The following is a 13,629-nucleotide window of genomic DNA, read 5'->3' on the forward strand; positions in this document are numbered from 1 at the left end:
CCATTGGGGATCCACTAATGACACCTGCTTTCTTAGATTTTGCTTCGTAACCAAATCTTAAGAAGATTGTGTAATTAACTGGATCCCTTTTTTCTTAGGTCCTAACGCCTAGCGTTCCACCATTAACTGGGAACAACCAGAATAATCACTAAAGGCACTCGTGCGTCTGCCAAGGTAGCAGGACGAGAATAGAGAGAGCGACCCGTGTCGGATGCGACCTTAGGAGCATTCGATTCGGGGCAGCCAGCCACGATGGCTGGCTGAGCGAACGGCCCCGGCTCTGGAAGGTTGGGCAGGAGCCCAACCTGGGAAGACCGAGTCCTGCGTCCCCATCCATTTAAAACCCGCCGCTGGCGGGTTTTTTAGTTTCTGGGGTTTGTAATCCTAAATCGTTGTAATCTCTAAGTTAAATTTCAAATCAGTGACAATACCATCTTGGCAGTTTTCAATTCCCAAATCGAATATATCATTGTCTCTCATGGGGTCTCATATTTGCTGTCGAAATTTCGCCGGCGAAATTTGACGCCTGTATTAGCTCTGATGGAGTGTGAAAACGAAGAGAATCGTCGGTGCTCCAAAAGATTATGCCGCCTGTCGAGACAACTCCTCAATCTGTGCTTTGAACTTTTCAAACTGACCACGTTTTGAAATTTGAATCAATTCATTCAAACCCGACGGGCTTGTGAAGCCAATCGCATCGTACGCACAGATCGGATATTTCCGGTTGTTTTTAAACCTCTTGTCAGGTCCACCCTTCTTGTTCACATACTGCCAAGTATGATCGATGACCTCAGCATCTGAGGGAACGCCTTCACTTTCAATGAAACGTGATAACGCTATTTCAATGTTTAACTGTGAGTAGGGAACTGTTGCCGCCTGATTTGGCGAAATGATCAGAAGTTTATTGGGAAGAAAGCATAAGGTCTGCTTGCCGACCTGGATTGAAGGAATGGGAATATTCACCTTTAAAAGCCTCGGCGGCTTCAGTGAAATCTTTGTCGTTTTACGTCTAAACTCTCGGCCAGCTCCCGCGTGTCGCTTCCAATCCTTCACGATCCCTGACGCCTCCATATGCCAAATTTTCTTTGCGCTCAAAGGTGCCGTAAAACCACTAATGGTGTTCTCAAACTTCTCCTTTGGCAACGGATCGAAATCATAAAATAGGACAACAGACTTACGATTTTCATCCCATAGAAAAACAACTGGGGTGAACAAACATGCGGCAATTAAAAAGAAAGGATGAGAATAGAAGCCAAGTCCAATACAGGCACAGCCGAACCATTTCCAAAAAGAAATCTTTCGAACTTTCTGTGTGATCTCACTGACCAGTTCGTCCTCAGAAGAGCTCTTAAAAAGCAGAGACATGTCGCTATCTATTTCGGTCATGTTTCCAGAGGTCATGCCATTCGGACCGCCTCTATCGACAGGAGTGTTTTGTTTGCGATGTGCCTTGGGGGTGAGAGTGGTGCGATATTGAAAACCTGCAGCAGAGGCATGCACGTAGTTTCCACGAGGACCAAACCCAACTCGAAGTCCCTTGATCCCAGTAGATACACCGACCCCGGATTTAGAGAAATTGAACTTTAGCAAACCAACTCTTACGCTCTTTCTTAAATAGAAACCCATGAGCCTCCCAAAATCTTCAGGACCTAAATCGGGATTCTTTAGATCAAACTTAACAAGTTTTTCTTTAGTTCTCAGTTTGGGACCGACTCCAGGATCATATAAACTTGTTATTCGTTTTCACGACTTAAGAGCGACATGGGCGACATTCCTTCTGGGGCAGGGCATCGCTCCAGCCAAGGTAATGGCTATGGGCGATTGGGCGGACCTGAAGACCGTCATGCATTACCTCCGACTGGCTGGGATTGATGTGGAAGGAGGATCTCATCCTTTTGATGCAAAGAGCTAAAAGTCTATAAACATGATCTTGTTCTTGTGGTCATGACAAATTTTGGGACAATATCTCCCGGAGAAAATAGCCATGAAAATTTCCTTAAAAAATATCAGACGTTTTGAAAAAATTGAAATCGAAGTTGAAAAGGGAGCCAGAGTTGTGGTGGTTGGTACTAACAACTCTGGCAAATCCACACTCCTTGAATCAGTTTTCAAAACTCTCATTAGCCTTCCGGGGTACAATCCAAACTTTCACAGTGGAAGCGTGCCCGAGGAACGGAAATTTCTTAGTAGCTTTTATCGGCAACAAGGAGCTGAGATAAAACGGCCCGAGATAGAGTTGTCCTTTACGGCTAATGAGCTTGTGATAGATCCTACGCCTGTTGCGCGAGAAAACATCGAATTCAAAACAACATTCATAGGTTCGCTTTTGCCGTCTCGCATGAGGCCAGATCGAACAGATGAGGGATTTTTGATCCCGATAAGCTGCACGTTTGGCGATGGAACGTACACATATAACATGTTTCAAACAACAGGTGCAATTCACCAAGAACCAAATTTAACTGCCGCAAATGCCTGGGATGTGCACACCATAGCATTGAATGAAAATGGCTGGCGTCCCGTTTCTAATGACTGGCAAAATACAACTCAGGCTAATCATCAAATCTCAGCGATATACCAATTCAATACTCCTTGGTCTCGAGCTCTAAGAGCTTTGGTCGACAAAACATTCTTTTTAAAAGCTGGCAGAAATCCGGATTACAGCCCCAAAAATAGTCATCTTCAACTAAGTCTACATAACCAAGATAGACTGACGGAACTCCTACAGAGACTAAGTTTCGATGGCCCAAGTTTCAAAGCAATGTCTGCCGCGGTTTCAAGTCTCTTTTCAGACATAAAAGATATCTCAATCAAGGAAATCAGTGGCAATGTCGCGCCCTACTGCAACTTTATCGATGGAAGAAGTACACCGATAGCGGACATGGGTTATGGACTACGCAATATCATCCAGATATTAACAATAATTTCTCTGGCGCCATTAGGTGCTATTCTTTTTATTGATGAACCAGAACAGGGACTAAACCAGGCTAAGCAAGTAGAGTTTGCAAAAGTATTGGAAACTCTTCGTGAAGACGTAACAATCATAATGGCAACCCAATCTGAACCATTTTGTAAAGGACTAGAACTTTCACAGATCTATCTTGCTGAAACAGCTATTGACGAAACATCTCTTTCCAAAATTGACATCAAAAACAGCCACGACCACCGAAAACGACTGGCAAAAGTAATGGGAATTAGTGCCCTCTATCTGGTGGAAGGTGGGAAAATTATTTTTGTCGAAGGTAAATCCGATCAGCTCATTCTAAGTGACTGGCTTAAGAGAAACCTTCCGGAAATCCCGGACAGAGAATACGAGATTCATGATCTTGGTGGATCTGGCAAAATTGGGTGCGAATTTGCAAAGCCATTATTCCTGGGTTTCAAGGATAGGATCTTTTTTCTATTGGACTCTGACAGAACAGCTTCAACTAATCCAGGTCCGAACATTCGTAAATTAGTAAACTGGTTAGACGAAAAGAACATTGAGAATAAGTATGTTCTAAAGAAACGTGAGATTGAAAACTACATTGGTGCGGAGGCTTTAGCGGAAACATCTGCAGTCAATGTTAATACAACGAGCATTCAGCCGCCACCTGGTGCAAGTGACTACTTTGACTTCAAAGCGGCAATTAAAGATCAAAAAGGATTTTTTGACGAAGTTAAAATGACGGTCGGCGCCTATAACTGCCTGGCTGAAGAAAGGAAGAAGAAATTATTTTTAGATGAAAATCTTGAAGTTGTCACCAAACTTCAATCTTTTTTATCGACGCCCTCTTAACTAATTTCAGTATTTATAAAGAAGCTATATTGGGAAAAATCTGCCTCATGGGATTGGGAGGATAAAGAACTCATCTATCACAACTATATTGATACAACAGTGACGCATGAAATTTGGGTTGAAGCTGAGGTAGAATTTCATTATGAATCCACCAACAAAGACTTCGTGATAACATCTGTGAATGTTGTCACCCCAAAAGGAGATATCGACGTCAGTCCCGAATGCAACTATCCCTATAAATAGAGGTCGCTAGAAAATGTTTAAAAAAAATCTTCCTGAAGTATCCGGACCGTGGAAATTTAAAGATGAAGAAATCGCCCAGAATCTTTGCAGCAACAACGTGGAGGTCATTCAAGAACTTTTCTCCATGGCCAAAGACTTGCGAAATGAGGAGTCTGATAGATCAAAAGCATTAGACTCTAAAGCTGCGTCATTATTTGGCCTTCTTGGAATTTTAGGATCTGCAGCCCTTCTTGCCATTTCGACTAAAAGTGATCAGCCCTTTTTTACCGTCATGAATTCACCTATTGGTAGCCTCCTCATTATTTTATCGCTAATCTGCATGGCCACATCTCTCATTTTTATATTCCTATCCGTAAGAGTAAGGGCTGCATTCATCGCTCCTGGAGAGGCTGATTTAATTGGTGGTGTCCATGCACACGATGAACCGGACACCAATCGAAACGAGCAGCCACAAGACGGCCACAAATATAGACGATTTTTAATCGAACACTTCTGGAAACTATACAAGGCCGCCTTTGAGAAAAATGAATCCAAGGCAGCCCTTTTGGCGTGGGGACAAAACTTTTTATTTACTGCCCTGCTTATGATTGTTGCATTACAGATCTACGCGGTGATATGGATGTTCCCCATGAGTAAAAACATGCCGGATCCAAAGCAAAGCACATCAACACCACAGCAACAAACAGTCACTACGCGACCAGCCCCGATGCCTCAATCATCATCAGGCACAAAGGTTACTGAGAGCATGGAACGACCGTCACCTCTTCGAGCATCTTCCCAAGGGCAAAGCACTAGGCTAAGCCAAGGGCCTGTCCCAAAAGGAACTGGAGATAAAAAGTGAGTGATCCCCAATCGCCTAAAGGCGGAGATTCAAAGGGATCGCAACGCCCAGCTCCATTACCACCGTCATCACCGGGACAGCCAATGAAGAAATCAGAGGATCGACCAGTTCCGCTAAGGCCGTCCTCTCCTGGCACCCCCACGACTGGTGGCAAGCATCCTGTTAAGCCGTCAAAATAAGAGTGCTTGGCCAAATTTGTCGAAATAACTCAGCATAATCTAGTCATTTTAATGGGTTGGCAGATTGCCTGCCAACCCATCCATTTTCTTTAAAAACCAAAAAAATCGAAGCCAAGAATAATCACTAAAGGCACTCGTGCGTCTGCCAAGGTAGCAGGACGAGAATAGAGAGAGCGACCCGTGTCGGATGCGACCTTAGGAGCATTCGATTCGGGGCAGCCAGCCACGATGGCTGGCTGAACGAACGGCCCCGGCTCTGGAAGGTTGGGCAGGAGCCCAACCTGGGAAGACCGAGTCCTGCGCCCCCATCCATTTAAACCGCCTTCTGGGCGGTTTTTGTGTTTCTGGGCTTCGATCTTTGAAGATCGCAAAGTATCGATCATTGATCGGGACTCGAACTTTGACGTTTTCACATGACAATATAAAAAATTATTTGAACCTTTTCCTGCGGTCTGTGTTTATCTTTTCACGATGTTCAAATCAGACGAAGAGATTATAAAAATTTGGAAAAAAGACCCACATGAGGGCTTTCGTCTGATCTATGATCGCTATGCAGGATCATTACTTCGCTTCGTCTATCGATTCACGGGCAACCAAGAACAGGCAGAGGAAATCTTGCAAGATGTCTTTACCGAAGTCCTAAAATCAAACTTTGAGACTGCCAATTTCAACATTAAAGCATGGCTTTTTACCATCGCAAAAAACAAAAGTCTTAATTTCGAGCGCAAGAAAAAGCGCGAAATTCCATCAGATCAGCTGATCCAAGATGCCGTGGATCTACAATCCACGGAAGAAACAATTGCGACTCATCAAATTTATGAACGCATTCACAGCATCCAATCCCAACTTCCCAAAGACCTCGCTCAAACTTGGCATTTGAGGAAGCAAGGACTCGACTACAAAGAGATTGCGTCCGAACTCAGCATTCCAATTGGAACCGTAAAATCTCGCTTCAGCCGAATTGCCGATTTCTTTAAAAAGGAGTTAAAAATTGAAAGACAAGACTAAAAACTCTTTAGTGGAATTTTATTTTGGCACACTGGAGGAATCACAACGTCTTCAAATAGAAAAAAACCTCCTGCTAGACCCTGAGATGCTCCTAGACTATCTAGACATCAAGCGTGAAATTGAAGATGCCGAACTGATTCCCCAACAACCATCGGCATTTTTATGGAGGCGCATGCAGCCTCTTGCAAAAAAGAAATCATTTTATCTAACAATAGCTGCTGGCCTTGTCGCCGCAACGTTGGCTTGTTTTTATTTTATTCACACCGCGAGTGTCAAAAATAACTCATTCGTTAACGACGATGGAATTTTATTTGATTCCGGCGCTGAACATTCTGTCACTTCAGATGTTCTATAAAAACGGAGGCATCATGAAAAAGACAATATTAGTTTTATCTTTACTTACACAGGCGAATTCAAGCTTTGCTGCTCAATTCGAAGGTAACATTCCAGAATGGAAGAGCGAAAAAGAATCTTTTAAAAAGTCAGAAGAGAGTTTTAAAAAAGCTCTGCAAATTTTGAAGGATAAATATGCCGATAAAAATGTCACGGAAGAAGATCTCTATCGAGCCGCCACTGAAGGAATGCTGGCAGCTCTAAATTCTGGCAAAGAAAATTGGAACACGCTTTTAACACCAAGAAATATTCAAGACACCAATATTGAAATCTCAGGACAACTTGTCGGAATTGGTGCCACCATGGACTTCGATACTAATACAAAAAACGCACGCATTCGAGGCGTTATTCAAGGATCGGCTGCTGAAAAGGCCGGGCTTCGTAGGTACGACCAAATTCTAAGCGTGAATGGAAAACGCTATAAAGATTTGCAAAGCATGGTCCTGGATATTCGAGGCAAAGCCGGCGAATCAGTCAAATTAAAAATTTTGCGCGAAGATCATATTATAGATTTAAAAGTCACTCGATCCGAGATTAAAATTCCTCTTGTTGTCACCGCGAATATTGATTCCCAAACTGGTTACTTGCAAATTTCCGGTTTCACGAATGAGACCCCTATTGATTTAAAGACGCAGCTCAATACTTTCAAAAATAAGACACTTACAAAGCTCATTATCGACTTACGATCAAATCATGGAGGTGTTTTCGAAAAAGCCATCGAAGCCGCAGACATCTTTCTTAAGAAAAATGACGTCATTGTCAAAGCGAAGTCTCGAGAGGGCAGCATCAAAGAATTTAAATCAAAAGGAAGCGCCTGGAGTCCTGAAACAAAACTCATAGTCTTAACGGACTCTGAAACTTCATCGAGCGCAGAAGTTCTCGCGGCAACCTTAAAGGAAAACAGACACGCAATTCTGATGGGCGATAAAACAGCGGGTAAATGGACGGTCGAATCTTTAGAGCGATTACCGAATGACTACTACATCAAATACTCTGTGATGTCCCTATTATCTCCTTCAGATAAATCTTACGAGGGAGTAGGTCTCAAACCTGACTTCGAGATTGGGAAGCCGACCGAGACAGATTTCATTGGATATGACTTTATTAAAGACATTAAGACGAGAATGGAAAAAGATCCGACACTTAAAGCGGCAGTAGAGTTGCCAGCGCGCTGAGCGCGCCGTAGGTTAAACGAAAAAAGCCGTCACAAATTCTCGTCTCTCTTCAATTTGTGACGGCGAAGTGTACTGCTTATGTGCCAATAATAGGTTCTGTCCAAAACTTATACAGTTCAGCAGACCCCAGTCCAAATAAAGACTTAGTCAGAAGGCGTTGGAATTGCTAGAGCTTCTAAGGATTAGAGAGAATTTAATGCACGCGAAGCCGATGACTTTTTTTAACATTTTGCTAACACTTCTGCTATTGGTCTTTGGTGAGATGACCTTCGGAGCACCGGTGTGCTCTCGCGTATTCACTTCGGAAGAATCAAAACAAGTTCAATATTACCGCCATCTCTTCGAAAAAGCTCAAGCCCAAAATCCTCGCATGCACACCGTTCTAAATTCATTCCTTGACGATGCCGTGGAGTTCAAACTTCGACTTCCCAAAAATTTGGTGGGGGATTCTGAAGAGCAGGCTCAAGCAGAAGCTCAACTTGCAAAAAAATGGATGAGCAAAGCTGTACGTTTAGTACATCAGAAAGACGATTTAAAAATTTCCACGGAAAAAATCCAAGCCGCGGGAAGAGCTGCTAGCGAGGTTTATATTGTGACGCTAGATAATGGCAGCAAAGTGGTATTCCGTCCTGGCGTGGAAGTTTTAGATGAATCAATACCTGGTCGTCACGATGGTCGCAACTACGGCGGCAATATTACGGTCATCAGAAAAACCATGATGGCAAATAAACTCAATCGTTGGTTCTCTCTTCGCTCGACCGCCGACTGTTGGTTGGGAACGCTGAATGGCCAAGCGGGTCTCTTCTCTGAGTTCATTCCTTATGAGATCAGTGAGAATGCTTGGAAATTTGATTTTCATCGTCGTCCAGACGCCCGCTATCGTCGCCTTTATGATCTTGAAGCCTTTGAATTTCTAATTGGTAACTACGAGGCTGGGTGGGCATTGAATACCCTCTCTCGTACAAAGAATGTTCTTTCGAATTCAGGCTCCATGGAGCCGGCTCTGCAAGACCTTGATATCGTTGTCATCGATCACGATCCTGCATTTATTCCCGGTATTCATGAAAGCAGCCTCAGTTATCGCGCTGATACGGGAACAAATTTGCCGGCTCTTTATAGCAAAACGTTTGTGGAAAAATTAAAAACTTTGACTGAAGCTGAACTGAAATTGCAACTCGGTTCCGATGCCACCGAAATCGAAATCCGCGGTATTATGTTCCGACGAGCTCTTATGCTTAGAGATATCGATCTTCGCGGCTCCGATGTCGTCATTCCTTAAAATTTAAAGACAACCGAGTCCCCTCAGGGTTTTTTCGACGGCCTGGTTTAATGGCGTTGCGGGTTCAAAGCCTAGAAACTGAACTAAACGGCGATTATCTAACTGATAGGGTTTCTGCCATAAATAGCGCATTTCCAGCAGCTCTCGAAACACCGTCACGAACGGCGACAACAATAAAAACAATATCCAAGGAATAGCTTTTACTTTCACAGAAGAATTTCGAGAAACCTGCTCGATCGCCTGAATCATTTGCTTACCGTCATAATCCCAGTTGCCGGCGAAGTGGAAAGTCTCGAAATCGCTAAGACGTTCTTCCTGCTCTGCCAGAAGAACCATCGTCTCTGCCACATCAGGCAAATAAGCCCATGCATGCCCGACACCTTTTTTCCCAGGATATGAAATCGATTTCACTAACTGGCCCGGCTTCACAAGCCCTTGAGAAAACCAGTTGTTGCCGGGACGAGGCCCATAGAAATCCCCACAGCGAACTACGAGAACTTTCACACCCTCTTTAGAAGCTTCAAAAAGTTTTTGCTCCAGATCCTTGCGGATTTGTCCTTTCCGAGTTGTCGGCTCTTGGGCAGTACTTTCAGATAAAAGAGCCGGGGAATGATCTCCATAGTTATAGATTGTGCCTGGAAGAAGAATTCGTGCCCCAGTTGCCTTCGCCGCTTGAATGGTATTTTCGATCATGGGTATTACCAACTGCGCCCAATTTTTATATCCGGGAGGATTAACGGCGTGAACAATCAAGTTTGCGCCGACCGCAGCCTTCTTTACATCTTCAGAATTCACTGCATCGCCATGAATCCAAATAATGCCATCTTTACCTTGAAACTCATCGTTTCTGCGAGTCAAGGCTTTGACAGTCCAACCGCTCGCGAGAAGGCGATGTGCCATTTCTCCACCAACTCCGCCTGTAGCCCCAAGAACCAATGCCACCTTGTTTTTCATAAAGCCTCCACTTTTATGAGGCTATTATCGTCCATTCTCCTCATATATGAAATTGCATAACTTTGAATATGTGATATTCATTAATGCATAATGGAAACAAACCTTAGCTGGGACCTTTACAAATCATTCTTGGCCGTTGTTAAAGAAAAGTCGCTCTCAGGGGCCGCAAAAGTTTTAAATATTGCTCAACCCACTGTAGGACGACATATTGATACCTTAGAGGAAGCTTTAAAGGTTTCCTTATTCACACGATCACGTCTTGGCTTCATGCCCACCGATGCCGCCCTTCGGCTTCTCCCCTATGCCGAATCCATAGCGACTTCAGCGACAGCTCTAATAAGAGAAGTATCTGACACTAGCGGAGCCATTAAAGGCGTAGTCAGAATAACGGCAAGTGAGGTGATTGGCATTGAAGTTTTGCCGGAGATATTAAGTCGGCTACATGCCAATCATCCCGATTTAAAAATAGAATTGGTTGCCACAAACCAGGCAAAAAATCTTTTAGCCCGAGAAGCCGATATTGCAATTCGCATGTTTAAGCCGACACAGCAAGCGCTTATCATACGCAAAGTCGGAGAAACAGAGTTGGGCTGGCATGCCCATAAAGACTACCTAAAAAGAATGGGCACTCCAAAAAATGAAAGTGACCTTCTCAAGCACAGCCTCATAGGTTTCGACGAAGAAACGCCGTTCATCCGCAGTTTCAAATCAAAGTTTGCCAACATCGAGCGCAAGAACTTTTCGTTCAGATCAGATAGTGATCTCGCGCAACTTGCCGCCATCCGAAATGGATTTGGCATTGGAATTTGTCAGGCAAAATTAGCCCAGCGAGATCCCAACCTGGTGCGAGTCCTTGGCAAAATAGTTCAACCTAAGCTTGGAGTCTGGGTGACGATGCATGAAGATTTGAAATCAAATCTTCGCTTTAAGACTGTTTTCTCTGCCCTTACAGCTAGTCTTTCGGAGTATCTCGGCGCGACTGTCTAATTTCCATCAGCCACTTTGATGAAGGCCTGCGATTGGAAGTCGCAGGTCTTTTTTGTTTAATGTTTCTTTTCGTAAGTCGCAACCAGCTCAGCCTGTGCCAATATATGTCCCTTCATGGCTTTCTCTAATTCAGCTTTATTGCGAATTCCACTGCTCGGCAAGGTCGTGTCCAAAGCATAAATCTTATAATGATAGTGATGCTTACCGATCGGAGGACAAGGTCCTCGATAACCTTCTGCTTTCCAATCATTCATGGCTTCGTGTGATTTCTCCACATGACCCGCTCCCTCAGGAAGATCTGTCAAAGAGGATGGAATATTGTAAAGAACCCAATGCACCCATGTCGTCTTCGGCGCCTGTGGATCTGGAGCATCGGGATCATCCACAATAATGGCAAAACTTTTGGTCCCCTGAGGAGCATTCCTCCATTGAAGCGGCGGAGAGATATTACTGCCTTCGCAAGTATATTCCGAAGGAATTTGCGCATTTGGTTTAAATGCCGGTGACTCAAGTGCAAATGAAACCATAAGGACCTCCCATTCTGTTCTGAACCAGCCTAGGCAGAATTTCCTCAGTCAACAAGATCAATGATCGGAATTCTTCCAACTTACACAGATAGAACGGTGGATTGACATCAGAACATGGCAAATAATCAGTTTTGAAACTGCGTTCGGTTCGAAATTTTTCGCCGTTCTAAAACCACTCCTTCTTGACGGGATCTGAGATCGGAAGTAGTTTCTCGCTCATGGACGCGCAGTCTCATTATAAAAATCACCTGTCATATTTTTATTCCTGGATGTTCGGTAACTATGATGAAGCAGTTGAACGACAGAAGCGGCTTTTTATCGAGCACGACATAAAGCCCATAACCACGAAACTTGCGATCGACCTCGGTGCTGGTTCAGGGTTTCAATCGATTGCTCTTGAGCAGCTCGGCTTTAAAGTTCATGCGGTGGATTTTTCACAGGAGCTTCTTGATGAATTAAAAAGCCGAAGCTCCACCGTTGAAACTCGATTAGGAGATATACGTGATTTCGCTTTCGCCGAACACCTGAGACCTGAGCTCATTGTTTGCATGGGTGATACACTCAGCCACTTGGAGTCTCTTAACGATGTCTTCGATCTTCTTCAAAAATCATATCGGGTACTGACTCCAGGAGGTAGATGCGTCATCACCTATCGAGATTTGTCGAATTGTCCGAAGGAATTAGATCGATTCATTCAAGTTAAGAGTGACGAGAGTCGAATTCTAACATGCTTTCTTGAGGATTTAGGCAACCAAGTCAAAGTTTCAGATCTCCTCCATGAGAAACACAACGGAATATGGAATCTCAAAAAAAGTGCCTATCTAAAACTCAAAATATCGACAACGTGGCTTCATTCAGCGATGACTCAACAAGGTTATGAAGTCAGTCGAAGCTCTCTTCCAAGCGGATTGCAGCTTTTAATCGGTCAAAAATAACATCTAGTGACAGATGTCGATAACAATTCATTTCACGGTTATGCCATTAGCAAAAAGCAAACTCGGCAGAAGCTAAATTCGCTTTAAACAAGCCTCTTCACACTTCTAATTCCAAAGGCGATATATCTTACGTAATTGCTGTCGAGTCACAGCTTTCGGCAAGACCCAAAATAGAATATTGCGAAGACTTCGAGAGACAGGGCTGCGCAGATGACAGAACACTCTATAAGACCACGACGTATTCACAATCCATCTTGCCTTTTCCTGACGACGCTCAATAAAAGAGCGCAATGCCTGTTCTGTCAAACCATAGGAGCAAATCTCTTCAGCTAGCGCCCCGGCATCTTCTACTGCCTGAGCTCCTCCTTGGCCTAAATTCGGGGTTGTCGCGTGAGCAGCATCACCTATGAGTCCAACACGTCCCTTGCGCCAATCTTTGAGCGGTTTCAAATCGCTAATATCAGTTCGAATGATGGATTGAGGATCAGCTCGCTCAATCAGCATCTTATATTTCGAAAAATATTTCTCTGCTAAAGACTGTGCATGCTTAAAATTCTCAACCGCGCTGGTCTTCTCAGACGCCACGGAATCAAAAGTTAAATACCAGTAATAAGACGTTGCAGAGATACGGGAAAAACCCAAGCGACAACCCGGAGCCCAAATTTCCCGACTCAAATGCCCATGTGGGTGAATATCTTCCTGAAGATCCACAATGGCACGATAAGAGCTCGATCCTGAGTAGCGCTTTTCAGATTCAGGAAACAATTTTTCGCGAATCTCTGAATGAAGACCATCTGCTCCAATTAAAAGCTTAGTCTGAATTTTTTGTCCGTTGGACAATTGAACTTCTAAACCTTCGGAAATTTGCTTCCAGGAATGAACTTTCACACCGAAGATCACAGTTCCCGGCGCAAGAAAATCGAAAAGAATTTGTTGCAGCCTTCCCCTATAAATGGCCATCGTATAATATCCGAATTCCTTTTTAAAGATCTCCAAGTTCATGTGGGAAATAACTCTTCCCTTATGATCTGACACTTCAATAGCATTGACAGGCCAACTGTTTTTCACAATGACCTCATCAAGTCCGATTTTTTTAAATGCCTGCAAGGGGTTCGGTGCCATCCAAATTCCAGCACCGATTTCTGAAAGTTTCAAAGAACGCTCGACGACTTCAACGACGTAACCTTTTCTTTGTAAAAAGGCAGCGAGACTTAGTCCCCCGATACCTCCGCCTTGAATAAGCACATCAACCTTTTTTATTTCTTGCTGGTCTTCACTCATGGTCATAATTTATCATAATTAGCGAGCATAAGCTCGCTTTTAATTGCTCGCT

At 43.8% G+C, this 13,629-nt stretch carries 13 protein-coding genes; 9 read left to right on the forward strand and 4 right to left on the reverse strand.

All coding sequences use genetic code 11. The annotated features are described in order from the left end of the window. Nucleotides 1-582: 582 nt before the first annotated feature. Complete coding sequence (locus VF412_RS12575; RefSeq protein ID WP_331339600.1) at nt 583-1,626, reverse strand: DUF4236 domain-containing protein; 1,044 nt, start codon at nt 1,624-1,626, stop codon at nt 583-585. On the opposite strand from VF412_RS12575, the gene VF412_RS12580 reads away from it, so the two are divergent. The 7 genes from VF412_RS12580 to VF412_RS12610 all read left to right on the forward strand — a co-directional run bounded on the left by VF412_RS12580 (nt 1,625) and on the right by VF412_RS12610 (nt 8,893). Beyond that, complete coding sequence (locus VF412_RS12580; protein WP_331339601.1) at nt 1,625-1,912, forward strand: tyrosine-type recombinase/integrase; 288 nt, start codon at nt 1,625-1,627, stop codon at nt 1,910-1,912. The two genes, VF412_RS12575 and VF412_RS12580, sit on opposite strands and share 2 nt — an antisense overlap. Before the next feature lie 72 nt (nt 1,913-1,984). Next, a complete protein-coding gene (locus VF412_RS12585) occupies nt 1,985-3,775 on the forward strand; it encodes an AAA family ATPase (protein ID WP_331339602.1) in 1,791 nt (596 codons plus the stop codon). A 256-nt stretch (nt 3,776-4,031) separates the two neighbouring features. Then, on the forward strand, nt 4,032-4,859 hold the full coding sequence (locus VF412_RS12590) for a hypothetical protein (RefSeq protein ID WP_331339603.1): 828 nt from the start codon (nt 4,032-4,034) through the stop codon (nt 4,857-4,859). A 650-nt stretch (nt 4,860-5,509) separates the two neighbouring features. Next, nucleotides 5,510-6,046 (forward strand): RNA polymerase sigma factor, encoded by a 537-nt coding sequence (locus VF412_RS12595; protein ID WP_331339604.1) that lies wholly within the window; start codon nt 5,510-5,512, stop codon nt 6,044-6,046. Continuing rightward, on the forward strand, nt 6,030-6,401 hold the full coding sequence (locus VF412_RS12600) for a hypothetical protein (RefSeq protein WP_331339605.1): 372 nt from the start codon (nt 6,030-6,032) through the stop codon (nt 6,399-6,401). The genes VF412_RS12595 and VF412_RS12600 overlap by 17 nt, the downstream gene beginning before the upstream one ends. A gap of 13 nt (nt 6,402-6,414) precedes the next feature. After that, nucleotides 6,415-7,614, forward strand: coding sequence for a S41 family peptidase (locus VF412_RS12605; protein WP_331339606.1), 1,200 nt, complete (start codon nt 6,415-6,417; stop codon nt 7,612-7,614). A gap of 211 nt (nt 7,615-7,825) precedes the next feature. Next, nucleotides 7,826-8,893: a hypothetical protein gene (locus tag VF412_RS12610; RefSeq protein ID WP_331339607.1), complete on the forward strand. Its 1,068-nt coding sequence runs from the start codon at nt 7,826-7,828 to the stop codon at nt 8,891-8,893. Between the two features lie 3 nt (nt 8,894-8,896). Here the strand turns inward: VF412_RS12610 and VF412_RS12615 are convergent, their stop codons facing one another. After that, complete coding sequence (locus VF412_RS12615) at nt 8,897-9,847, reverse strand: NAD-dependent epimerase/dehydratase family protein (RefSeq protein WP_331339608.1); 951 nt, start codon at nt 9,845-9,847, stop codon at nt 8,897-8,899. Between the two features lie 90 nt (nt 9,848-9,937). Between VF412_RS12615 and VF412_RS12620 the strand changes: the two genes are divergently transcribed. Then, nucleotides 9,938-10,834 carry a LysR family transcriptional regulator gene (locus VF412_RS12620; RefSeq protein WP_331339609.1) on the forward strand — a complete coding sequence of 299 codons (897 nt, stop codon included), beginning with the start codon at nt 9,938-9,940 and terminating at the stop codon, nt 10,832-10,834. Nucleotides 10,835-10,890: 56 nt separating this feature from the next. Here the strand turns inward: VF412_RS12620 and VF412_RS12625 are convergent, their stop codons facing one another. Further along, entirely contained in the window at nt 10,891-11,361 is a 471-nt protein-coding gene (locus VF412_RS12625; RefSeq protein WP_331339610.1) for a YbhB/YbcL family Raf kinase inhibitor-like protein, read from the reverse strand. 218 nt (nt 11,362-11,579) lie between these two features. Between VF412_RS12625 and VF412_RS12630 the strand changes: the two genes are divergently transcribed. Next, nucleotides 11,580-12,296 (forward strand): class I SAM-dependent methyltransferase, encoded by a 717-nt coding sequence (locus VF412_RS12630; protein WP_331339611.1) that lies wholly within the window; start codon nt 11,580-11,582, stop codon nt 12,294-12,296. Between the two features lie 105 nt (nt 12,297-12,401). Here VF412_RS12630 and VF412_RS12635 read toward each other — a convergent pair whose 3' ends face one another. Further along, on the reverse strand, nt 12,402-13,577 hold the full coding sequence (locus tag VF412_RS12635; RefSeq protein WP_331339612.1) for an FAD-dependent monooxygenase: 1,176 nt from the start codon (nt 13,575-13,577) through the stop codon (nt 12,402-12,404). Between the last annotated feature and the right edge of the window lie 52 nt (nt 13,578-13,629).

It is taken from the genome of Bdellovibrio sp. (assembly GCF_036384735.1).
In the GTDB taxonomy this organism is placed as follows: Bacteria; Bdellovibrionota; Bdellovibrionia; order Bdellovibrionales; family Bdellovibrionaceae; genus Bdellovibrio.

What these genes read in the sequence shown, in the direction of transcription:
- VF412_RS12635 (WP_331339612.1), bottom strand. Translation starts at nt 13,577, where the DNA reads ATGAGTGAAGACCAGCAAGAAATAAAAAAGGTTGATGTGCTTATTCAA.
- VF412_RS12625 (WP_331339610.1), bottom strand. Translation starts at nt 11,361, where the DNA reads ATGGTTTCATTTGCACTTGAGTCACCGGCATTTAAACCAAATGCGCAA.
- VF412_RS12575 (WP_331339600.1), bottom strand. Translation starts at nt 1,626, where the DNA reads ATGGGTTTCTATTTAAGAAAGAGCGTAAGAGTTGGTTTGCTAAAGTTC.
- VF412_RS12580 (WP_331339601.1), top strand. Translation starts at nt 1,625, where the DNA reads ATGAGCCTCCCAAAATCTTCAGGACCTAAATCGGGATTCTTTAGATCA.
- VF412_RS12615 (WP_331339608.1), bottom strand. Translation starts at nt 9,847, where the DNA reads ATGAAAAACAAGGTGGCATTGGTTCTTGGGGCTACAGGCGGAGTTGGT.
- VF412_RS12590 (WP_331339603.1), top strand. Translation starts at nt 4,032, where the DNA reads ATGTTTAAAAAAAATCTTCCTGAAGTATCCGGACCGTGGAAATTTAAA.
- VF412_RS12605 (WP_331339606.1), top strand. Translation starts at nt 6,415, where the DNA reads ATGAAAAAGACAATATTAGTTTTATCTTTACTTACACAGGCGAATTCA.
- VF412_RS12630 (WP_331339611.1), top strand. Translation starts at nt 11,580, where the DNA reads ATGGACGCGCAGTCTCATTATAAAAATCACCTGTCATATTTTTATTCC.
- VF412_RS12595 (WP_331339604.1), top strand. Translation starts at nt 5,510, where the DNA reads ATGTTCAAATCAGACGAAGAGATTATAAAAATTTGGAAAAAAGACCCA.
- VF412_RS12620 (WP_331339609.1), top strand. Translation starts at nt 9,938, where the DNA reads ATGGAAACAAACCTTAGCTGGGACCTTTACAAATCATTCTTGGCCGTT.
- VF412_RS12610 (WP_331339607.1), top strand. Translation starts at nt 7,826, where the DNA reads ATGACTTTTTTTAACATTTTGCTAACACTTCTGCTATTGGTCTTTGGT.
- VF412_RS12585 (WP_331339602.1), top strand. Translation starts at nt 1,985, where the DNA reads ATGAAAATTTCCTTAAAAAATATCAGACGTTTTGAAAAAATTGAAATC.